Source organism: Protaetiibacter mangrovi (genome assembly GCF_024752305.1).
Lineage (GTDB): Bacteria > Actinomycetota > Actinomycetes > Actinomycetales > Microbacteriaceae > Homoserinibacter > Homoserinibacter mangrovi.
Genome location: NZ_JANTHX010000004.1, coordinates 96,911 through 119,710 on the forward strand (window position 1 = coordinate 96,911; position 22,800 = coordinate 119,710).

Consider the following 22,800-nt stretch of genomic DNA (forward strand, 5'->3'; position numbering starts at 1 on the left):
CGATACTGAATCGAGTGCACGGCGCCGTGCGCAGCCTCCGCCGCGCATGCGGCATCCACAGCACCCTCGGGGGATCCGTGTCTCTGCTCTCGGTATTCAGTCTGCGCAACCGCGCGCTCATCGCACTGCTCACGATCGTGGTCGCCCTGTTCGGGGGCTACGCGCTCACGGCGCTCAAGCTGGAGCTGTTCCCCTCCCTCACGCTCCCGAACGTCACGATCGTCACGACCTACCCCGGCGCGAGCCCCGAGGTCGTCGAGAACGACGTGTCGACGCCGATCGAGACCGCCATCCAGGGGGTCGAGGGGCTCGACTCGACCTCGGCCACCAGCTCCGCGGGCATCTCGACGGTGCAGGCGAGCTTCTCCTACGGCACCGACCTGACCCGCGCCGAGCAGAAGGTGGAGCTCGCGGTCGGACGCATCCAGTCGCAGCTGCCGTCGGGCGTCGACCCCCAGGTGGTCACCTTCTCGATCGGCGACTTCCCGGTGGTGCAGATCGCCGTCACGAGCGACCTCGACTCGGCCGACCTCGCGGCCCGCCTCGACACCCTCACGGTTCCGGCCATCGAGCAGCTCGACGGCGTGAGCGCCGCCACCGTCTACGGCGCCACCGGCCAGCGCATCACCATCACCCCGGATGCCGCATCCCTCGCCGCCGACGGACTCACCACCCAGGCGATCCGCGACGCCCTGAGGGCGAACGGCATCCTGATCGCCGCCGGCACGGTCGACGAGGGCGACAAGACCCTCACCGTGCAGGCGGGCGTCAAGATCGACTCGACCGACACGCTCGCGAGCCTGCCGCTGCTCGGCGGCGCGGCACCTGCGACCATCGGCGACGTCGCCGAGGTGCAGATCGTCGACAACCCCATCACCGGCATCTCGCGCGTCAATGGCGAGCCGTCGCTGACGATCGCGATCACCAAGACCCCGTCGGGCAACACCGTCGACGTCTCGCGCGAGGTGAACGAGCAGCTCGACGACCTCGCCGCGCAGCTCGGGGGCGACACGACGTTCACGATCGTCTTCGACCAGGCGCCGTTCATCGAGCGCTCCATCGAGTCGCTCGCGACCGAGGGTCTGCTCGGCCTCGGCTTCGCCGTGATCGTGATCTTCGTCTTCCTGCTCTCGGTGCGCTCCACCCTGGTCGCCGCGATCTCGATCCCGATCTCGGTGCTCATCACCTTCCTGTCGATGTTCGCCGTCGGCTACACCCTCAACGTGCTCACCCTCGGCGCCCTCACGATCGCCATCGGCCGCGTCGTCGACGACTCGATCGTCGTCATCGAGAACATCAAGAGACACCTGGGTCTCGGCGAGGAGAAGAAGGACGCGATCCTGAAGGGCGTGAAGGAGGTCGCGGTGGCGATCACCGCGTCGACCGTCACCACGGTCGCCGTGTTCCTGCCCATCGCGCTCGTCGGCGACATCACCGGGGAGCTGTTCCGGCCGTTCGCGCTGACCGTCACGATCGCGCTCGCCGCCTCGCTCTTCGTCGCCCTCACGATCGTGCCGGTGCTCGCCTACTGGTTCCTGAAGGCCAAGCCGCACCACGCCCACGACGCGACGGAGGCCGACACCGAGCACCCCGTCGACGAGCTCGAGCACCCCTCGGCGCTGCAGAAGGGCTACCTGCCGGTCATCCGCTGGACGGTCAAGCGCCCCGCCCTCACGATCCTGGCCGCGGCCCTCGTGCTGGTCGGCACCCTTGCGCTCGTGCCGTTCGTGCCCACCAACTTCGTCGGCAACTCCGGGCAGAACACCCTCTCCGTCACCCAGACGATGCCGGCCGGCACGAGCCTCGACGCCAAGGACACCGCCGCGAAGCAGCTCGAGTCGGCCCTCGAGGGCGTCGACGGCATCGACACCGTGCAGGTCTCCGTCGGCTCGAGCGGCGGCACGAGCTCGGCGCTCGCCGCGCTGTTCGGCGGCGGCGGCTCCACCACCTTCTCCATCACGACCGACGACTCGGCCGACCAGGACGCCATCCGCTCCGACGTGCAGGACGTCATCGATGGCCTCGACCCGGATGAGGTGGGCGAGGTCTCCGTCTCGTCCGGCTCCGGCGGCGGCGGCTTCTCGAACGACATCGCGATCGAGATCACCGCGCCCGACGCCGACACCCTGCAGCAGGCGAGCGACCAGGTGCTCGCGGCCATGGAGGACCTCGACGTGACCCAGCAGGCCGAGTCGAACCTCTCCGCCACTCAGCCCTACATCGCCATCGAGGTCGACCGTGAGAAGGCGGCGGCCGCCGGACTCACCGAGGTCGCCGTCGGCGGCATCGTCGCCGAGGCGATGCTGCCCGCGTCGATCGGCTCCGTCGTGATCGACGGCGACACGCTCTCCGTCTACATCGACAACCCGGCCGCGCCGACCACGGTCGACGAGCTGAAGGACTTCGTGATCCCGACCCTCGCCGGGCCGCAGCCGCTCAGCGCGCTCGCCACCGTCGAGGAGGTCGACGGACCTGCGTCGATCACCACCCAGCGCGGCGTGCGCACCGCGACGGTGTCGATCACGCCCGACACCGCCGACATCGGCACGGCATCCGCGACCGTCACGGCCGAGCTCGCCGCTCTCGACCTGCCCGACGGCGTCACCGCCACCGTGGGCGGCGTCACCGCCGACCAGCAGGACGCCTTCAGCCAGCTCGGCCTCGCCCTGCTCGCGGCGATCCTCATCGTCTACACGGTGATGGTCGCGACGTTCCGCAGCCTCCGCCAGCCGCTGCTGCTGCTCGTGTCGGTGCCGTTCGCGGCGACCGGCGCCATCCTGCTGCAGCTCGCCTCCGGCATCCCGCTCGGCGTCGCGTCCATCATCGGCCTGCTCATGCTCATCGGCATCGTCGTCACCAACGCGATCGTGCTCGTCGACCTCGTCAACCAGTACCGGGATCGTGGCATGGGCGTGGTGGACGCGGTCGTGCACGGCGCCTCGCGTCGTCTGCGGCCCATCCTCATGACGGCGCTCGCGACGATCTTCGCGCTCATCCCGATGGCGGTCGGCCTCACCGGCCACAGCGGCTTCATCTCGCAGCCTCTCGCGATCGTGGTGATCGGCGGGCTCATCTCGTCGACCGTGCTGACGCTCGTGGTGCTCCCCTCCCTCTACACGCTCGTCGAGGGGGCGAAGGGGCGTCGAGAGGCCCGCCGCGCCGCCAAGGCCGCTGCGTAGCACTCGACGCTTCGCGGTGGCGCGGGGTCGCTTTCGGGCCGCATGCCCTCGCGCGCCTGAACGGCGCGCTCCCGCCCGGCCCGGTGCCAGCGTCCCGAAAGCGACCCCGCACCCCCGCTTCGCTCGGGTCCGAACTCAGGTGGTCGAGGAGCGCCGTGCGTAGCGCGACGCGTCTCGAGACCAGCGTCCACTACGGGGCGGCGTCCGCGGGGGGTTCGTCGGTGGCGGGGGCGACCGGCAGCTCCGTCGGGGCGAGGGTGCGCGCGTAGAAGTCGAGGATGCGCTGCTTGAGCCCGTCGTCGATCATCGCGATCGAGTGCAGGCGGCCCTCGACCGTGACGAAGGTGGTGTCGACGCCCGCGTCGCGCAGGGCGCGCACGAAGATCCGCGCCTGCTCGAGCGGGATCATCTCGTCGGTCGAGTGCGCCACGAAGAACGGCGGATCGGTCTCGTCGACCCAGGTGTCGGCGGATGCGGCGGACGCGGCCGGGCAGTCGTCCGCGGTGACGCAGCCGAGGTAGGCGAGCTGCACGGGCACGAAGTCGTCGGTCACGGCGACACCGGTCAGGTCGATCGGCCCCGAGAGCTCGACGACCGCCGCCACGCGCGCACCCTCGTCGAGCGCACCGGTGCCGCGGGTACCGAGCAGCGACACCAGGTTCGCGCCGGCCGACCCCCCGAACGCGCCGATGCGGTCCGGGTCGATCCCGAAACGGGCGACCTGCTCGGGTTCGCGGAGCCACTCGACGGCTGCGCTCACGTCGTCGATCGCGGCCGGGTAGGGGTTCGCCGGGGCGAGCCGGTAGTTCACCGCGAAGGTGGGGTATCCCGATCGCGCGAGCCACTGGCAGACCGCGCGCCACGCGATGTCGTTCTTCGAGCCGCGCGCCCAGCTCCCGCCGTGCACCACGACGATCGCCGCCCGGGCCGGATCGGTGAGCGCGTCGAAGTCGAGCGGGCTGCAGGCGTCGAGCAGCAGGGGCTGGCCGTCGACCGCGCCGTACTCGATGTCGACGGTCGTCGGGATCTCGGGGTCGGTCGCGAGGTTCGGATTGCTCGACACGACGACCCCCTCGACCTCGGTGGTGGCCTCGTCGCCGGTGGGGGCGCATCCGGCGAGCAGCACCACGGCGCCGAGCAGCGCGGCCCCGAGGGCGGCACGTGTCGGGTTCGCGGCGCGCATGATCGCACTACGGTAACCCCGATGATTCTCGGCGGATGCACGGGGTTCTTCCGCTAAGCTCGGGAAGTCGGCTCTCGACCAACCGCGGCATCGTCCGCGTCGTATGCACTGTGTATGTCGAGCGGGCCGGATCGCCAGCGCATCCGCTGGTGAGGAATTCCACGAGGAAAACGGCCCCGGTCGACGTCTGTCCGGGTTCTCGCCACGAGCGTGCGGCTCCGTCCGCATCCGTTCGCGGCGCACACTCATGAGCACCGGAGAGACACCCATGTCCTATGACAAGCGCGCCCCGCAGGGCGGCAAGAAGAACACCACCAAGAAGGTCGGCGGCCCCACCGCCAAGCACCGCGGCTACAAGCCCGAGGCGGACTCCGCCCGCGGCGGCAAGAAGCCGCGCTGGTCGAGCGAGCAGCGCGTGGCCAACGGCCTCGGCGCCGAGCGTCCCCGCGGCCAGCGTCCCGAGCGCGCCGAAGACGGGCGCCCCAACTGGGAGCCCCGCGGCAAGGACGCACGCAACACCGTCGAGCGCGCCCCCGCCGCCCGCAAGCGCGACACCGGCTACGGACGCGACCGCGACGACCGCGGATACGGCGACCGCCCCCGCAGCGACCGCGCCGGCGACCGACCGCACCGCCTGGCCGGCGACCGTCCGCAGCGCCACAGCTACGGCGACGACCGCCCGCGCCGCGACGACCGCGCACGCGACGACCGCCCGGCGCGCAGCTACGACGAGCGTCCGCGTCGTGAGTACGGCGACCGCCCGGCCCGCGACGAGCGTCCCGCGCGCAGCTACGACGACCGTCCGCGTCGCGACTACGGCGACCGCCCGCAGCGCAGCTTCGACGACCGCCGCCCCTCGCGCGACGACCGTCCGCGCTACGACAACGACCGTCCGCGTCGCGAGTACGGCGACCGTCCGCGCCGCGACTACGACGAGCGCCCCCGCCGCGACTACGGCGACCGCGCACCCCGGGCCGAGCAGCACGCCCCGCGCCCGATGGTCGAGGACGTGGTGCTCGAGCGCCTCGAGGCGCAGGCCACGCTGGCCTCGGATGTCGAGGGCATGACCTTCGGCGACCTCGGTCTCGGACAGAACATCGTGCGCGAGCTCGCCGAGCTCGGCGCCACGAGCCCGTTCGCCATCCAGGCCGCCACCATCCCCGACGTGCTGTCGGGCGGCGACGTGCTCGGCCGTGGTCGCACCGGCTCGGGCAAGACCATCGCCTTCGGGGCGCCGCTCGTCGAGCGTCTGCTGCGCATGCAGGCGGGCGACAACAAGCGCCGCGAGTTCGGACGCGCCCCGCGCGCCCTCATCCTCGCGCCGACCCGCGAGCTCGCGCTGCAGATCGACCGCACCGTGCAGCCGATCGCCCGCAGCGTCGGCCTCTTCACCACGCAGATCTACGGCGGCGTGCCCTACGCCCGTCAGCTCGGCGCCCTCGAGCGCGGCGTCGACATCGTCATCGGCACCCCGGGCCGCATCCAGGACCTCTCGGCCTCCGGACGCCTCGACCTGTCGAACGTCGTGATCACCGTCCTCGACGAGGCCGACCACATGTGCGAGCTCGGCTTCGCCGAGCCGGTCACCGAGATCCTCGACCGCACCGCCGAGGGCGGGCAGCGCCTGCTGTTCTCCGCCACCCTCGACAAGGGCGTGGCCGACATCGTCGACCGCTACCTCAAGGACCCGGCCGTGCACGAGGTCGCCGGTGAGGACCAGGCGAGCTCCACGATCGAGCACCGCGTGCTGCTGCTCGACCAGCGCGACAAGCAGGAGGTGCTCATCGAGCTCGCCTCCGGCCCCGGCAAGAAGCTCGTGTTCGCCCGCACCCGCGCGTTCGCGGAGCAGCTCGCCGACCTGCTCGACGACGCCGGCATCCGCGCCGAGTCGATCCACGGCGACCTGACCCAGTCGCGCCGTCAGCGCGCGCTCGAGAAGTTCGCGAACGGTCGCGTGCAGGCGCTCGTGGCGACGGATGTGGCGGCGCGCGGCATCCACGTCGACGACGTGTCGCTCGTGATCCAGGCGGACGCCCCCGACGAGTACAAGGCGTACCTGCACCGCGCGGGCCGCACCGGCCGCGCCGGCAAGGAGGGCACCGTCGTGACCCTCGTGCCGCGCAACCGCCGCCGCCGCACCGAGGAGCTGCTGCAGCGCGCCGACATCGTGGCGGAGTGGACGCCGGTCGTCCCCGGCGACGAGATCATCCGCGAGCTCGCCGACCGGTAGGTCAGCGCGGGCAACCCGCTGGTCGAGTAGCCGCGCAGCGGCGTATCGAGACCCCCGGCACGTGTGCAGACACCTGCCGGGGGTCTTCTCGACTCCAGCTCCAGCGCGCACATGAGCGGCGCATGAACTGTGCGTGACGCGGATGCGCGGGGTCTTGCGGGATCGGTCGCGTTCGGGCGAAGGTGGGAGGTGGCCCCCAAAGGGGGGACAACCCGACCAACGCAGTCCACCCCGAACAACGGAGCACCGCGCGTCATGACAACTCCAGAACCCCTCACCTCGCCGCGCCCGACCGCGCGCCGCCGCCTCGCCGCCGTCGCGACCACGGCCGTCGCCGCACTCGGTCTGGCCTCGCTGAGCGCGACCCCCGCGCTCGCGGCCGACATCACCCACACGATCGCCGAGGTGCAGGGCACCGGGGCGACGACGCCGCTCAGCGGTCAGACCGTCACCGTCGAGGGCGTCGTGACGGGCTACTACGACGCGGCATCCGGATACCGCGGCCTCTATCTGCAGAGCGCCGGCTCCGGGGGCGGCACCGATGCCACCCCGGGTGCATCCGACGGCATCTTCGTCTACTTCAACCAGCTGAACCCCGCGGTCGCGGTCGGCGACCTCGTGAAGGTCACCGGCACCGCGGGCGAGTACAGCGGCCAGACCCAGCTCACCGCGACCTCGGCATCCGCCTACGAGCTCGTCGAGGCCGGTGCGGGCCTGCCCGACCCGACCGCGCTCCCCGACACCCTCGTCGGGGGCGACCGCGAGCAGTACGAGGGCATGCTGGTGCAGCCCACCGGCGACTACCGCCTGGCGTCGAGCCACGAGCTCTACAACTTCGGCTCGCTCTGGCTCTCGGCCGGCGGCGAGCTCGTCAAGTCGACCGAGACCACGGATGCCGGCCCCGCCGCCGATGCGATCGCCGCGGCGAATCTCGCCCGCCGGCTGATCGTCGACGACGGCTACAGCATCCGCGTCGACAACAGCACGCACCCCGGCGACCAGCCGTACTTCACGACCGGCACCGTCGTGCGCAACGGCGACCGCTTCGTGCCGCCGGCGAAGACCATGATCCTCGGCTACGGCTTCGACAACTGGCGCCTGCAGCCCCAGCTGCCGCTGAACGACGCGAGCCCGGCCGAGTACAAGCCGAGCTTCGAGACCCTCAACCCGCGTCCTGCGACGGCCCCCGAGGTCGGCGGCGACGTGCAGTTCGGCAGCTTCAACGTCTACAACTACTTCACGACCTTCGGCGGGCAGGCGCGCGGCGCCGCGAACGCCGAGCAGTTCGCGAAGCAGAAGGCGAAGGTGGTCGCGGCCATCAACGGTCTCGGCGCGGATGTCGTCGCGCTCGAGGAGATCGAGAACTCGGCCGTGCTCGGCGAGGCGGCCGATGAGGCGCTCGGCGACCTCGTCGCGGGTCTCAACGACGCGGCCGGTGCCGGCACGTGGGACTACATCCCCACCCCGGATGCCGTGAACGCGGCAGGCAACGACGTGATCACCACGGCGATCATCTTCAAGCCGTCGGTCGTGACGCCGGTCGGCGACAGCTTCGCCGACGCGGATGCGGTGTGGGACATCGCCCGCAAGCCGATCGCGCAGACCTTCGACATCGGCGACGGGCGTCTCGTCACGGTCGTGGCGAACCACCTGAAGTCGAAGAGCCCGCCGTCGGGCGGCGGCACCGAGCCGGCCGACGGCCAGGGCTTCTTCAACGCGGAGCGCGTCGCGCAGGCCGAGCGGCTGGCCGACTTCGTCGACGGCATCGCCGCCGACCCCGCGAAGAGCTCCGACGTCATCCTGCTCGGCGACTTCAACGCCTACGGCCAGGAGGATCCGGCGCAGGCGCTCACCGCCGCCGGCTTCACCGACCTCGTGCCGACCAAGGCGCCCGGCCAGTACACCTACACCTTCAACGGCGAGCTCGGCTCGCTCGACCACGCCTTCGTGACCGGCTCGCTCGCGTCCTCGGTCACGGGGGTCGGCGTCTGGGGCATCAACTCGGCGGAGTGGAGCGACCGCGGCTACGCCTACGGCGCGACCGACGGCACGAGCCCCTACCGCTCGAGCGACCACGACCCCGTGCTCGTGGGCGTGAGCATCGCGAAGCCCCCGGTCACGATCGACCTGCTGAGCATCAACGACTTCCACGGTCGCCTCGAGGCCAGCTCCACCACGGCGGGCGCCGCGGTGCTGGGCGGTATGGTGCGCTCCTACGAGGCCCAGAACCCCAACACGCTGTTCGTGGGCGCAGGCGACCTCATCGGGGCGTCCACCTTCACCTCGTTCATCCAGCAGGACGAGCCGACGATCGACGCGCTCAACGAGATCGGGCTCGACGCGAGCTCGTTCGGCAACCACGAGTTCGACAAGGGACGCGCGGATGTCGACGACCGGGTGCTCGAGCACGCCGACTGGCCCTACCTCGCCGCGAACCTCTACGACCGGTCGACGGGTGAGCCCGCCTACCAGGAGTACGAGCTGCGCGAGTTCGACGGGGTGACGATCGGCTTCATCGGCGCCGTCACCGAGGATCTGCCCGAGCTCGTGAGCCCGGACGGCATCGCGAGCCTCGAGGTGAAGCAGGTGGTGCCCGAGGTGAACCGCGTGGCGGAGCAGCTCTCCGACGGCGACGCCTCCAACGGCGAGGCCGACATCCTGGTGCTGCTCGTGCACGAGGGCGCCGCGACGACCGACATCTCGAGCGCGACCGACGACTCCAACTTCGGCCGCATCGTGAACGGGGTCGACCCCGACGTCGACATGATCATCTCGGGTCACACGCACCTCGCGTACGACTTCGACGTGCCGATCCCGGGCACCGACCGCACCCGGCCGGTGATCTCCTCGGGCCAGTACGGGGCCATGTACGGCCACTCGACGATCGTCTACGACCCGGCGACCGACGCCCTGTCGATCGACACCGAGAACCTCAACCTCATCGGTGCGTTCGCGCCCGACCCCGCGGTCGCCCAGATCGTGGCGGATGCGGTGGCGGTCTCGTCGGAGCTCGGTGCGGTGTCGCTCGGCTCGATCACCGAGGACATCCGGCGCGCCGTGCAGTCGAACGGGTCCGAGAACCGCGGAGGCGAGTCGACGCTCGGCAACCTCATCGCGGACGCGCAGCTCGCAGCGACGCAGGACCTGTCGACCGAGGTGGCGATCATGAACCCGGGCGGCATCCGCGCCGACCTGGTCTACGCCGGCACCGGCGCGAACGATCCGGACGGCAACGTCACGTACGCGGAGGCGGCGCTCATCCAACCGTTCGCCAACACGCTCGTGACGCTCGACCTGACGGGCGCCCAGCTGAAGACGGTGCTCGAGCAGCAGTGGCAGCCGGCGGGTGCGGCGCGTCCGTACCTCAAGCTGGGCCTCTCGCAGGGGCTCGAGTACGTCTACGACCCGAGCGCGCCGACGGGCTCGCACATCACGGCGATCACGCTGAACGGCGAGCCGGTCACCGACGACGAGGTGATCAAGGTGGTGACGAACTCGTTCCTCGCGGCGGGTGGCGACAACTTCGGCGGTCTCACCGCGGGGGCGAACAAGTCCGACTCCGGGCGCATCGACCTCGACGCCTTCGTCGACTACATCGGCGACCACTCGCCGGTGGCGCCCGACACCGCGCAGCGTGCGGTCGGGGCGACGCTGTCGGCCCCGGCCGACGGCACCGCCTACCAGGGAGGCGAGCAGGTGACGGCCCAGCTGTCGTCGCTCCTGTTCAGCAACGCCGGGGCCACCTCGGGCGACGCGACGATCAGCCTGGGCGACCAGGTGCTCGGCAGCGGCGCGATCGCGTTCCAGATCGTCGACACCACCGACGAGCAGGGCACGGCGACCGTCGTGTTCACGATCCCCGACGGCGTGGAGGGTGCGCAGACGCTCACCATCTCCGGCCCGGGGGGGACCGCGGTGGAGCTGCCGATCGAGGTCGCCGCGGGTGCGCCCGCCGAGCCCATCGGGACCCGCACGAGCGGTTCGGCTCCGCTGCTGGTCTGGGGCGGCACGGTCGACTACAAGGTGACGGTGCGCACCGACGACGGCTCGCCCGCCGTGGGCACGCTGATCATCCGCGACGGCACCAAGACGGTCGCGACGGTCGAGCTGACCGAGGCCGACGCCGGAAAGGTCACGGTGCACCTCGGCAAGCTGAAGCGCGGTCTGCACCTGCTGACGGCCCAGTTCAGCGGTGACGGATTCGAACCGTCGCTCGCCTGGCCGTCGCTCGTGATCGTCATCTGACGGAAGCGGCCCGCGGACTCCATCCCACTGGTGTCCGCGGGCCGACTGCGCGGCCGTGCGCCGCGTGGGGTTCTGGGGTCTACATAAAGGTGCGGGGGTCGCCGCCCCCCGACGGCGATCCCCCGCTCCGGATTTCCCCCCAGATATCCGGTTACCTTGTCAGAAAAGGTAACGATTCAGTAAGCCTCGCGCGACGACCCCGAAGGGGGGGCACTCGTGCGGGGGTAGACCCTGCAGAGGACGGCACCCCGCGCACCGTCCACCTCCCCCGGCGGCGGGCCGGTCGGCGTCCGATCCTCCGGGTACGGTGGGCGCATGCCCTCCGCTCCCGACGTGCTGCATCGCGTCTTCGGCTACGCCGAGTTCCGGGGCGAGCAGGCGGCCATCATCGACCGCGTGGTGGGCGGCGGCGACGCCGTCGTGCTCATGCCCACGGGCGGCGGCAAGTCGTTGTGCTACCAGATCCCGGCCCTCGTGCGCGCCGGCACCGGGGTCGTCATCTCGCCGCTCATCGCGCTCATGCAAGACCAGGTCGACGCGCTCGAGGCGCTCGGCGTGCGGGCGGCGTTCCTCAACTCCACGCAGGATCCGGATGCGCGCCGCCTCGTCGAGCAGCAGCTGCTGGCCGGCGAACTCGACCTGCTCTACCTCGCGCCCGAGCGCCTCAAGCTCGAGAGCTCGCTCGGCCTGCTCGACCGCGCCGAGCTCTCGCTGTTCGCGATCGACGAGGCGCACTGCGTCTCGCAGTGGGGTCACGACTTCCGCCCCGACTACCTGGGCCTCTCGGTGCTGCACGAGCGGTGGCCGTCGGTGCCGCGCATCGCGCTCACCGCCACGGCGACCGAGGCCACGCGCCGCGAGATCGTCGAACGGCTCGACCTGCGCGCAGCCGGGCAGTTCGTCTCCAGCTTCGATCGCCCCAACATCCAGTACCGCATCGAGCCCAAGAACCAGCCGCTCGCCCAGCTGCTGCAGCTCATCCGCACCGAGCATCCGGGCGACGCGGGCATCGTCTACTGCCTCTCGCGCGCCTCGGTCGAGAAGACGGCCGAGGCGCTCGTCGCCGAGGGCATCCCGGCGTTGCCGTACCACGCGGGACTCGACGCCTCGGTGCGCGCCCGCAACCAGGCGCGGTTCCTGCGTGAAGAGGGGATCGTCATGGTCGCGACGATCGCCTTCGGCATGGGAATCGACAAGCCCGACGTGCGCTTCGTGGCGCACCTCGACCTGCCGAAGTCGGTCGAGGGCTACTACCAGGAGACGGGGCGCGCGGGCCGAGACGGCCTGCCGTCGACCGCGTGGCTGGCCTACGGCCTGCAGGACGTCGTGCAGCAGCGCCGCATGATCCAGGAGTCCGAGGGCGATGCCGCGTTCAAGCGCCGCGCATCCCAGCACCTCGACGCGATGCTCGCGCTCTGCGAGACGGTCGAGTGCCGACGCGTGCAGCTGCTGAACTACTTCGGCCAGAGCTCCGAACCCTGCGGCAACTGCGACACCTGTCTCGCCCCGCCGGAGGCGTGGGATGGCACGGTCCCCGCCCAGAAGCTGCTGTCGACGATCGTGCGGTTGCAGCGCGAGCGCAATCAGCGCTTCGGCGCCGGCCACCTGATCGACATCCTGCTCGGCCGCGACACCGAGCGGGTGCGCCAGCAGCGGCACGACGAGCTGCGCACCTACGGCATCGGCGGCGAGCTCAGCGAGCAGGAGTGGCGCGGCGTGGTGCGTCAACTGCTCGCCCAGGGGCTGCTCGCGGTCAACACCGACGGCTACGGAACGCTCGTGATCACCGAGGCGTCCGGTGGCGTGCTCGACGGCTCACGGCCGGTCAAGCTGCGGCGCGAGCCCGAGCGCGCGGTGAAGAAGGCCAAGCGCAGCGCGGGAGCCGAGCTGCCCGAGGCGGCGCAGCCGCTGTTCGAGCGGCTCCGCGCCTGGAGGGCGGACGTCGCCCGCGCGCAGGGCGTGCCCGCCTACATCGTGTTCGGCGACGCGACGCTGCGCGGCATCGCCGTCACCGAGCCGACGACCCTCGCCCAGCTCGGCGAGGTGTCGGGTGTCGGTGAGAAGAAGCTCGAGGCCTACGGCGAGGCTGTGCTGGCGCTGGTCGCGGGTGAGAACCCGACGGTGTCGGCCACCGCGGCGGATGCCGCATCCGTCCGCGAGCAGCCCACCACCCGCACGGCGACGGTGGTCGACGACGACCTCCCGCCGCTCACCGACGACGACGCGCCGCCGCTCGACTTCTGAGGCCGGGCGCCGCGTCTGCTCTGCAGTGCACCTCAGATGCGGAGCGCCCAGCCCTCTCAATGGGCGGGGAAGCAGGCATGCGGCGGGAGCAACTACTCCCGCCGCATGCGCGCTCTGCCGCCCGGGCATGCATCTGTTCCCGCCGAGGGTGCCAGTTGCTCCCGCCGAACGCCGCCGTGAAGGCGGAAGGGGCTAGACGGTGGGCGGTGCTTCGGTCGCGGGCTTGGCGTTCGGGGTGCGCTTGGGCGCCGGCTTCGTCGGCTCAGCGCCAGCCAGAGCCGCGCCCGCGGCACCGCCGAGCAGCGCCGAGAGGTCGAGCCCGGTCAGGTTCTTGACGACGGCCGGGATCTCGGAGGCGACATCGGTCACGGTCTTGGTGACCGCCGACGCCCCCTCGGTCGAGATGACGGTGAGGTTGCCGATCGAGGCGAGCGGCTCGGCGACGGCACGGGTGATCTCGGGCAGGCGGCCGATGATCTCCTGGGCGAGGGCGGCCTCCCCGTACTTCTTGAGCGCCTCGGCCTTGGCGTCGATCGCCTGGGCCTCGGCGAGACCCTCGGCGGCGACCGCCGCGGCGCGCGCCTCACCCTCGGCCTTGATACCGGCGGCGAGGGCGACCTGCTTGTCGCGCTCGGCGACACCCGCGAGGCGCACCGCCTCGGCCGCAGCCTCGGCGTCCTGCACGGCGGCGACCTTGTTCGCCTCGGCGATCTTGGTGCGCTTGAACGCGTCGGCCTCGGTCGCCGCGTTGGCGGCGTCGCGATCGGCGTTCGCCGCCTGCACCGTCGCGTAGGCCTCGGCCTCGGCGGGCTTGCGCACCGTGATGTCGAGGCGCTCCTGCTCCACCCGCGCCTGCTCGGCGAGCGCCTGGCGCTGCTCGGCGGCGACGATGCGGTCCTGCTCCGCGGTCGCGAGCTGGCCGGCGGCGTTGGCCTCGGCGTTCGCGCGGTCGGTCTCGGCCTTGATGGCCGCCTGCTTGAGGCTCAGCGCCTTCTGGCGCTCGGCGATCTGCTCGGCGGCCTCGATGCGGGCGAACTCGGCCGCACGCTGGGTCTCGGCCTCCTTGACCTCGGCGTTCTGGCGCGCGAGGGCCGCCTCGGCGCGACCCAGGTCGGCCAGGTAGCTCGTGCCGGGCGTCGAGATGTCGGAGATGTTGAGCAGGTCGACCTGCAGTCCCTGCTCGGCGAGGTCGGCCTTGGTGGCCTCGACCACGGCCTCCGACAGGGCGTTGCGGTTGGAGATGATCTCCTGGATCGGCATGTTGCCGATGATCGAGCGCAGCGACCCCTCGAGCGACTGCTGGATGATCTGGGTGAGCGAGTTCTGCTGCGAGAGGAAGCGCTGGGCGGCCCGGCGCACGCCCTCGGCGGTGCCCGACACCTTGAAGTTCACCGACGCCTGGATGGCGAGCTTGATGAAGTTCTTGTCGACGCCCTCGACCGCGATCCCGATCTGGCGCTGCTCGAGCGACACGAGGAAGCCCTGCTGCAGGATCGGCCAGATGAAGACGCGGCCGCCGATCACGACCCGCTGACCCGCATCCGGCTCGGCGACCTTGCCGCCGGCTCCCCGACCGACGACCACCATGGCGGAGTTCGGCGGCACGCGCTTGATGCGTCCGGCGATGAAGCCGAAGATCGCGAGCGCCACGACGACGAGCGCGATCACGGCGAACACGGTCGCGTTCTCGGAGATGAAGTCCACAGAGGTGCCTTTCTGGTGGTGGTCCGCGGTGCGGGTCAGTCGGTGGCGGCGTCGACGGCCGGGTCGGCGAGGGGCACGGCGCGTTCGACGCGCACCCGCGCTCCCTGCAGCTCGATCACGTGGATCCGGGTGTCGCGGGGGATCGGCTCGTCGGCGAACGCCAGCCGGGTCTCGATCTCGTTCGGGCCGTCGAGGCTCACCTCGCCCGACGTCGTGGTGATGTTCGACCGGCTGACGCCGTACAGACCCACCGGCGAGCTCGGCGCGCCGTCCTCGCTGCGCTTGAGGGCCCGGATGAGCAGCTGCACCGCGACGAAGGCGACGATCGCGATGACCGTCGCGATGAGATACGCGGCCCACGCGGGCATGCCGTTCGCGACGGCGATCACGCCCGAGGCGCCGAAGATGACCAGCGCGCTTCCGATCGCCGTGCCCGAGAGCGCACCGTCGAGGAAGTCCAGGATGTCGTCGAACAGCAGCGACACGAGCAGCAGCACGAGACCCACGCCGCCGACGATGAGGAACGGGAGCATGCCCCGAGTCTAGGGTGAGCGGTCCTCGTGCATGCCACGGTCGCGCCGCCCGCGCAAGGGCGTGGGACGGACGCGCGACCGGCGCTAGCGTCGTAGCATGACCTTCGACGAGGGCTCCGACATCAGCCGCGGCCGCGTGAGCCGCCGTGCCAAGGGCGGCATCGCGATCGGCGGCGGGGCGGGGCTGGTGGGCCTGATCGTCGTGCTGGTGACCGTCTTCTCGGGCGTCGACCTCACGGGGCTCGTGGGCGGCGCCGGGGGCGGCGGGGAGGACACGGCCGTCTCCTGCGACTCGGGCGAGCAGGCCAACGAATCAGTCGACTGCCGCATGCAGGGCGCCTACGCCTCGCTCGACACCTACTGGTCCGGGCGGGTCGACGGCTACACCTCTCCCGCCGACTTCATCCTGTTCACCGACCAGGTGGGCACCGGATGCGGCTCCGCGACGAGCGCGGTCGGCCCGTTCTACTGCCCGCCCGACCAGACCATCTACCTCGACACCGCGTTCTTCGACGAGCTGTCGTCGCGCTTCGGAGGCAGCAGCGGCTCGCTCGCGCAGCTGTACGTCGTCGGCCACGAGTGGGGTCACCACATCCAGAACCTGATCGGGCAGATGGACGGTCTCGACACCTCCCGGACCGGCCCCGACTCGGACGGGGTGCGGCTCGAGCTGCAGGCCGACTGCTTCGCGGGGGCGTGGCTCGGGGCCGCCGAGACCACGACCGACGAGAACGGCGTGCCGTATCTCGAGCCCATCACCGACGCGGAGTGGGCCGACGCCCTCAGCGCGGCGAACGCGATCGGCGACGACCGCATCCAGGAGCAGACCCAGGGGCAGGTCACCCCCGAGACCTGGACCCACGGCTCGAGCGAGCAGCGTCAGCGCTGGTTCCAGATCGGCCGCGCGGGCGGTCCGCAGGCCTGCGACACCTTCTCGGTGTCGGGTTCCGCCCTCTAGAAGCGGATGCGATTGGTCGGTTCCCACAACCGACCCCGGCGACGGATGCGCCGGATTCGTGCCCCCCGAACGACCCGATCGACACCCGTGTGATGCGGATCTACCGTGAGGTCATCCCCTTCTCCCCCTCTTGGAGGACGCCATGACGCGCACCGAAGCCGGCCCGGAAGTCCACGAGACGCAGAGCCACGAGACCGATCTGCCCGACGACGTGAGCACCCCGCGCGACGCGGCCACCGCATCCGCAGCTCTGCAGGTCGACGTCGCCTGGCTCGGCGAGCACCTGCTGGGCCGTTGGGCCGAGGACCGCAAGGTGTCGCGGGCCCTCGTCTCCCGTCCCGAGTTCTGGTTCCAGGGCGACCTGTCGCTCGCCGAGCACCGCGAGCGCGTGCTCGGCCAGCTGCACACCCTCGTCTCCGAGGACGCCGTGCACCGCGCGTTCCCGACGCGTTTCGGCGGCCGTGACGACCACGGCGGCAACATCGCCGCCTTCGAGGAGCTCGTGCTCGCCGACCCCTCGCTGCAGATCAAGTCGGGCGTGCAGTGGGGGCTGTTCGCGGCCGCGATCCTGCACCTCGGCACCGAGTCGCACCACGAGCGTTTCCTGCCCGGCGCGATGAGCCTCGAGATCCCGGGTGCGTTCGCGATGACCGAGACCGGGCACGGCTCGGATGTCGCCTCGGTCGGCACCACCGCCACCTTCGACGAGCAGGCGGACGAGTGGGTCATCCACACCCCGTTCCGCGCCGCCTGGAAGGACTATCTCGGCAACGCTGCCCTGCACGGGCGCGCGGCGGTCGTGTTCGCGCAGCTCATCACGAAGGGCGTGAACTACGGCGTGCACGCCTTCTACGTGCCGATCCGCGACGCGGCGGGCGAGTTCCTGCCGGGCGTCGGCGGCGAGGACGACGGACTCAAGGGCGGTCTCAACGGCATCGACAACGGCCGCCTGCACTTCGACCAGGTGCGGGTTCCGCGGGTCAACCTGCTGAACCGCTACGGCGACGTCGACGAGGCGGGCGACTACAGCTCGCCCATCTCGAGCCCCGGCCGCCGCTTCTTCACGATGCTCGGCACCCTGGTGCAGGGGCGCGTGTCGCTCGACGGGGCGGCGACGATCGCCTCCAAGCTCGCGCTGCACATCGCGATCACCTACGGCACCCAGCGTCGCCAGTTCACCGGGGGCACGAGCGACGAGGAGGTGCTGCTCGACTACCAGCGCCACCAGCGCCGCCTGTTGCCGCGCCTCGCCCAGACCTACGCGATGTCGTTCGCACACGAGGAGTTCCTCGACATCTTCGACCGCGTGTTCTCGGGGCTGGAGGACACCCCCTCCACCCGCGAGGACCTCGAGACGATCGCCGCGGCCCTGAAGCCCCTGTCGACGTGGGGAGCGCTCGACATCCTGCAGGAGGCGCGGGAGGCGTGCGGCGGGTCCGGCTTCCTCGCGGTCAACCGGCTCACGCAGCTGCGCGCCGACCTCGACATCTACGCGACCTTCGAGGGCGACAACAACGTGCTGCTGCAGCTCGTCGCGAAGCGCCTGCTCACCGACTACGCGCGCAAGTTCAAGGGCGCGGATGCCGGGGCCATGGCCCAGTACGTCGCCGGCCAGGTGGGCGACGCCGCCGTCAACCGCACGGGGCTCCGCCGTCTCGGCCAGTCGATCGCCGACTTCGGCTCGACGGCGCGCTCCGTCGGCTTCGTGCGCGACGAGGACTCGCAGCGCCAGCTGCTGACGGACCGGGTTCACACGGCGGTCGCCGAGCTCGCCGCGAAGCTGCGTCCCGCATCCAAGCTGTCGCCCGTCGACGCGGCGGCGCTCTTCAACCGCCACCAGAACGACCTGATCCTCGCGGCCCGCGCGCACGGCGAGCTGCTGCAGTGGGAGGCGTTCACGCGGGCGCTCGCCAAGGTGCCGGAGGGCGACACCAAGCAGGTTCTCACCTGGCTGCGCGACCTGTTCGGGCTCGGCCTCATCGAGAAGGACGCGGCCTGGTACCTCGTGCACGGCCGCCTCTCGGCCCAGCGCGCCGCCGCGATCACCGCGTACATCGACGACCGCCTGCTGCCGCGCATCCGCGAGCACGCGCTCGACCTGGTGGGTGCGTTCGGGCTCACGCCGGAGCTCGTGCGGGCGCCGATCGCGTCGGGTGCCGAGCAGGAGCGCCAGGACGAGGCGCGCGCCTACTACGCCGCGCTCCGCGCGTCCGGCGAGGCGCCCGTCGACGAGAAGAGCCTGCGCACGCGCTGATCCCCCACCCGCGCGCCGTGCTATACACGGGGGACCACCATGGGATCCCGAACAGCGCAGCGCGACTGGCCGCTGCTGAGCCGCGCCCGCGAGCGCGACGAGCTCGCCGCCGCCGTCGATCGGGCCCCGGTCCGGGCGCGGATCGTCACGGGTGCGCCGGGCGTCGGCAAGACGGTGCTCGCCGGCGCAGCGGCGGCGCGCACGGGACGCGACGTCGTCCGCGTGATCGCACAGCCCGAGCTGGCGGCCATCCCGCTCGCCGCGTTCGCGCCCGCGCTCGCCCAGCTGGGGGTGTCGCACGACCCGGCGCGTGCGGTGCCCGAGCTGCTCGCGCGCGTGGGCCGGAACGCCGGGCGCCACCTGATGCTCGTCGACGACGCTCCCTGGCTCGACGAGGTGTCGGCGGCCGCGGTGCATCAGCTGGTCCGCGGTTTCGGCGTGCCCGCGATCGTCACGGCCCGCCTCGGGGAGCCGCTGCCCGCCCCGCTCGCCCGGCTCGTCGACGACGGGGTCGCCGAGGTGCGACTGCTCGGCGGGCTCGGCGAGGACGAGGTGGCGAGGGTGCTCGAGGAGCGCTTCGGCGTGCCCGTCCGTCACGAGCATGTGGCGCGCCTCGCGGCGCGGACCGACGGGAACCCGCTCTTCCTCCGGATGCTGGTCGAGGCGGCTGTCCGTCGCGGCGACGTGGAGGTCCAGGCGGGGCTCGTCGAGATCGCCGACGGCGGCACACCGGCCGGCCTGCTCGACACCATCGCCGCCCGCATCGACGGGCTGGACGCCGCCCAACGCCGGCAGCTGCACCTCATCGCGCTCACCCAGCCGGCCGAGCGCGACCTCGTCGACCGGGACGACCGCGACGCTCGGGTCACCGAGCGGTTGATCGCCGGCGGTGCCGTCGTCGAGGAGGACACCACCGGACGCCTGCGGATCGCCCATCCCCTCATCGGCGAGGCGCTCGCCGATGACGCCGACCGGGCCGACGTGGCGATCGAGGCCGCGACTCGGCTGCGGGAGCACGGACGCCCGCACGAGCGGTTCGCCGCGACGCTGCTCGAGCTCCGGGCCGGGGCCGAGCCCCCGCCCTCCGATGTCGTGTGGGCGGCGGGGTACGCGTACGGCATCGGCGACCTCGGTACGGCCATCGCGCTCGCGGCGGAGGCGCTGGGTCGTGGCGACGCGCTGGACCCCGCCGACCGCTTCGCCGCGGCTCTGACATCGGCATCCGCGCGATCCGTGCGCGGCGAACTCGACGCGGCGGAGGCGGACTTCGCGGTCGCCGCCGCCCAGGCGCGGACGGTGGGCGAACGCGCTGCGCTCGCCGCCCGGCACGGCGAGCACCTGGCGTATCGACGCTTCGACGTCGCGGCGGCGATCGCGCAGGCGGAGGCCGTGCAGCGGCGCGCCTCGGGTGACGGCGCGGCGGGGCTCGACGCCGATCTGCGGCTCTGGCGGGCGATCCTCGGGCAGGTGCACGAGACGACCGCCGGTCCCGCCGATGCCGAACTGCCGCCGGAGGTCGCGGTGCGCGGTGCGATGGCCGCGATCATGACCGAGTCGATGGGCGGTCGCGCGGATGCCGCCCACGAGGCCGCGGCGGCGCTCACGCGGGTGCAGGAGCGGATGGGCGTGCTCGACCCGGCGGCGGCGGCGATGCTCGGCTTCAACGAGTACATCCATCTGCTCTCGCTCGGCGAGCACGAGCGCGCCCTCGAGTACGCCGAAGCCCGACGACCCGACGCCGGGGACGGCGTGGGGCTGTGGACCTGTGTGGTGGCGGAGCACCTCAACTACAACGGCCGACTCGACGAGGCGCTGCGGGCCACGGCGCTCGCGGTCGATCAGTGCCGCTGGCGCGACGGCATGGGCGTGCTCGCGCTCACCCTCGCGCTGCAGGCCGACACCCTGGCCAAGGCGGGCGACGTCGCGGGAGCGCGCGGCATCCTCGACTCCCTGGAGCCCGCCCAGCGCAGCGAACCGAAGGCGGTCATGATGATCGCCGAGTGCGAGGCGTGGCTCGCGCACGCCGACGGCGACGACGCCCGGGCCGCCGCCATCGTGGAGAGTGCCGCCGAGGCCGCGGCAGGGGTCGGGTACCTGCTGGTGGCCGCGATCTCGCTGGGGGTCTGCATCCGGCTCGGACGGGTCGAGCGCGCCGCCGCGATGCTCGACGACATCTGCGCCCGCGTGCCCGCCGAATTCGGCCTGTACACGGCGCTTCGGGATGTGGCGGTCGCCCTGCGCGATCGCCAGCCCGCCCACATCGCACCGGCGGCGATCCGGCTCGGCCGGGCGGGCATGGCGCCCACCGCGCTGGACGCGATCTCGCTCGCCCTCCGGATGCGTCCCGGAGCCGAGGCGCGCCATCGACTGGAGACCGCGGCGGTGACGCTGTCGATCGGCGTCGACGCCCCGCTCATCCAGCGCCGGGAGGCGCCGCTGTTGAGCGCGCGCCAACTCGAGATGGCCCTCGCGGCGGCCGGTCGGGAGCGCAGCAGGGAGATCGCGGAACGGCTCGGGGTGTCGGTGCGCACGGTCGACAACCTGCTGCAGACCGTGTACCGCAAGCTGGGCGTCTCGTCGCGCGACGAACTGCGCTCGGCTCTCGTCGAGGCGGGCCTCCTGGCGGACTGACGCTCAGCCCCGCCGGGTGAAGTCCACGGTCGCCGTGGTGCCCTCGGCCGAGACCGTGTTGCGCATGAGGTCGCCCACGCAGCGCACCTGCACCTCGCCTGCCCACGGGTCCGCCGTCATCTCGTCCGGATCCAGGTGCTGGCTTCCGCCGCCGGCACTGATGGTCACCGTCGACGCCCAGCCCGAGTCGTCGACGGTGGTGAGGGTGTACGTGCCGTCCGTCAGCCCGTCGCCACCCGACCACCGACCGGTCTCGGCACCGTCGTGGGTGATGACGAGCGTGTACGGCTGTCCGTCCGAGGTGCCGACGACGGTGTACACGACCCGGTCGGCGGTCATGAGGTAGTCGCCGCCCGCGTTCCAGTCCAGGGTCTGCGTGCCCTCGACGGTCACCGTCGCATCCGGGAAGCCGTCGGCCACGAGCGCGGCGAGGGCCTGGCTCCACGAGGCGTTGTCGAGCTGCCACCTTCCCATCGGGCAGGCGGCGTCGGCGGCGTTCTGGTCGGTGGACGCGTCGCCCGCGGCATCCGGGTCGTCTGCGGCCGCCGGCGTGCCGGATGCGGAGGCGCCCCCTCCGGCGCCGCCCGCGAACCAGAACTGCTCGCACGAGGTCAGCGCCAGCAGGGTAGCCGCGGCCACGGCGACGGTGGTGACGAGGCGCGGGCGCACGCTAGATCCGCTCCAGGTTGTAGCTGAGCTGGGGCTCGTCGGTGTCGGCCTTCGTGAGCACGACGTTCGCGCGGATCGTCGGGCCCTCCGTGAACCAGGTCTCGCCGGTGCCGCCGGGGTGCTCGGTGTACTGGGTCTGCACGTAGCCGAGGCTGAGCAGCTCGTCGACGAGCGCCTCTGCGGCACCGGCGTCGCGCAGACCGAACTGCAGCTGCACGCCCAGGTCGTACGGCGCCGCCCAGAGGTAGTCGCCTTCCGGCATCGGCAGGTCGGCGGGCGCCCAGTCGGGCACCTGGCTCGCATCGACAGGGGTGAACGGTCCCCCCGCGGCAGGCTCACCCTGTGCCGGCTCCCCTGCCGCCGGGGCTTCGTCGACCGTGGTGGTGTCGTCGACGATCGGCTCCGCGGGTGCGGATGCCGCGCATCCCGTGAGCGCGAGGCCCGCGGCGAGAACGGTGGCCGCCAGCGTGCGGCGGCTCATCGAGCGGCCACCGCGTAGAACATGCCCGCACCGGACTCTCCGGAGCCCCACAGTCCGGTCACGACCCACTGGTCGCTCTGATATGTGAACTGGCAGGCGTCGGCGGTCTGCGTCAACGCGAGCTGCTCGAAACCGTTGGCGTCGAGATAGGCCAGGATCTCCTCGGCCGACCCCGCGGAGACGCCGTCGTAGCTCAGGCTCCACTGGCCCTCGGCGGTGACCGTGCTCAGCAGGGTGCCGTCGGGGAGCGGGAGCTCGCCCGGGAAGTCCGCGGGGAGTTCCGTCGATCCCCCGACCTGCACGGCGCCGTCGTCGGTCTCGATCGTGAAGCCGCCGTCGCCGTCGGTGTCGATCTGGGTGCCGGTACCGGATTCGATGAGCTGCTCGATCGGGTTCGCGCAGCCGGTGAGGGCCAGGGCGAGGGGGAGCAGGAGCGTCGCCGCGAGGGCGCCGCGCGTGGTGGTGCGCATGGATTCTCCAGGGGTGGAC

General features: G+C 71.9%; 13 protein-coding genes. 7 read left to right on the forward strand and 6 right to left on the reverse strand.

The features are described from left to right. Positions 1-77: 77 nt before the first annotated feature. Positions 78-3,179, forward strand: coding sequence for an efflux RND transporter permease subunit (locus NUH29_RS02660; RefSeq protein WP_258797382.1), 3,102 nt, complete (start codon positions 78-80; stop codon positions 3,177-3,179). A 190-nt stretch (positions 3,180-3,369) separates the two neighbouring features. On the opposite strand, the gene NUH29_RS02665 is transcribed toward NUH29_RS02660, so the two are convergent. Further along, positions 3,370-4,362, reverse strand: a complete 993-nt coding sequence (locus NUH29_RS02665; RefSeq protein WP_258797383.1) for an alpha/beta hydrolase — start codon at positions 4,360-4,362, stop codon at positions 3,370-3,372. 268 nt (positions 4,363-4,630) lie between these two features. Here NUH29_RS02665 and NUH29_RS02670 point away from each other — a divergent pair, with 268 nt between their 5' ends. The 3 genes from NUH29_RS02670 (at position 4,631) to recQ (ending at position 13,081) form a co-directional block, all read left to right on the forward strand. Next, positions 4,631-6,592, forward strand: coding sequence for a DEAD/DEAH box helicase (locus NUH29_RS02670; protein ID WP_258797384.1), 1,962 nt, complete (start codon positions 4,631-4,633; stop codon positions 6,590-6,592). A 255-nt stretch (positions 6,593-6,847) separates the two neighbouring features. Further along, positions 6,848-10,837: an ExeM/NucH family extracellular endonuclease gene (locus NUH29_RS02675; protein WP_258797386.1), complete on the forward strand. Its 3,990-nt coding sequence runs from the start codon at positions 6,848-6,850 to the stop codon at positions 10,835-10,837. Positions 10,838-11,152: 315 nt separating this feature from the next. Next, complete coding sequence (gene recQ / locus NUH29_RS02680; RefSeq protein ID WP_258797388.1) at positions 11,153-13,081, forward strand: DNA helicase RecQ; 1,929 nt, start codon at positions 11,153-11,155, stop codon at positions 13,079-13,081. A gap of 192 nt (positions 13,082-13,273) precedes the next feature. Here recQ and NUH29_RS02685 read toward each other — a convergent pair whose 3' ends face one another. Further along, positions 13,274-14,785, reverse strand: coding sequence for an SPFH domain-containing protein (locus NUH29_RS02685; RefSeq protein WP_258797389.1), 1,512 nt, complete (start codon positions 14,783-14,785; stop codon positions 13,274-13,276). Between the two features lie 35 nt (positions 14,786-14,820). After that, complete coding sequence (locus tag NUH29_RS02690; protein ID WP_258797391.1) at positions 14,821-15,318, reverse strand: NfeD family membrane protein; 498 nt, start codon at positions 15,316-15,318, stop codon at positions 14,821-14,823. A 97-nt stretch (positions 15,319-15,415) separates the two neighbouring features. On the opposite strand from NUH29_RS02690, the gene ypfJ reads away from it, so the two are divergent. The 3 genes from ypfJ to NUH29_RS02705 all read left to right on the forward strand — a co-directional run bounded on the left by ypfJ (position 15,416) and on the right by NUH29_RS02705 (position 21,161). Continuing rightward, the gene (gene ypfJ, locus NUH29_RS02695; RefSeq protein ID WP_258797392.1) at positions 15,416-16,276 is read left to right on the forward strand and encodes a KPN_02809 family neutral zinc metallopeptidase; all 861 of its coding nucleotides are present in this window, start codon (positions 15,416-15,418) and stop codon (positions 16,274-16,276) included. Positions 16,277-16,418: 142 nt separating this feature from the next. Further along, positions 16,419-18,530: an acyl-CoA dehydrogenase family protein gene (locus NUH29_RS02700; RefSeq protein ID WP_258797393.1), complete on the forward strand. Its 2,112-nt coding sequence runs from the start codon at positions 16,419-16,421 to the stop codon at positions 18,528-18,530. Positions 18,531-18,569: 39 nt separating this feature from the next. Next, positions 18,570-21,161: a helix-turn-helix domain-containing protein gene (locus NUH29_RS02705; protein ID WP_258797394.1), complete on the forward strand. Its 2,592-nt coding sequence runs from the start codon at positions 18,570-18,572 to the stop codon at positions 21,159-21,161. A gap of 3 nt (positions 21,162-21,164) precedes the next feature. Here NUH29_RS02705 and NUH29_RS02710 read toward each other — a convergent pair whose 3' ends face one another. Genes NUH29_RS02710 through NUH29_RS02720 form a run of 3 tightly spaced genes read right to left on the reverse strand, consistent with a single transcriptional unit; the run spans position 21,165 to position 22,781 of the window. After that, a complete protein-coding gene (locus NUH29_RS02710) occupies positions 21,165-21,830 on the reverse strand; it encodes a hypothetical protein (protein ID WP_258797395.1) in 666 nt (221 codons plus the stop codon). A 1-nt stretch (position 21,831) separates the two neighbouring features. Then, positions 21,832-22,311, reverse strand: a complete 480-nt coding sequence (locus NUH29_RS02715) for a hypothetical protein (RefSeq protein ID WP_258797396.1) — start codon at positions 22,309-22,311, stop codon at positions 21,832-21,834. Continuing rightward, entirely contained in the window at positions 22,308-22,781 is a 474-nt protein-coding gene (locus tag NUH29_RS02720) for a hypothetical protein (RefSeq protein ID WP_258797397.1), read from the reverse strand. The genes NUH29_RS02715 and NUH29_RS02720 overlap by 4 nt, the downstream gene beginning before the upstream one ends. Positions 22,782-22,800 lie beyond the last annotated feature (19 nt).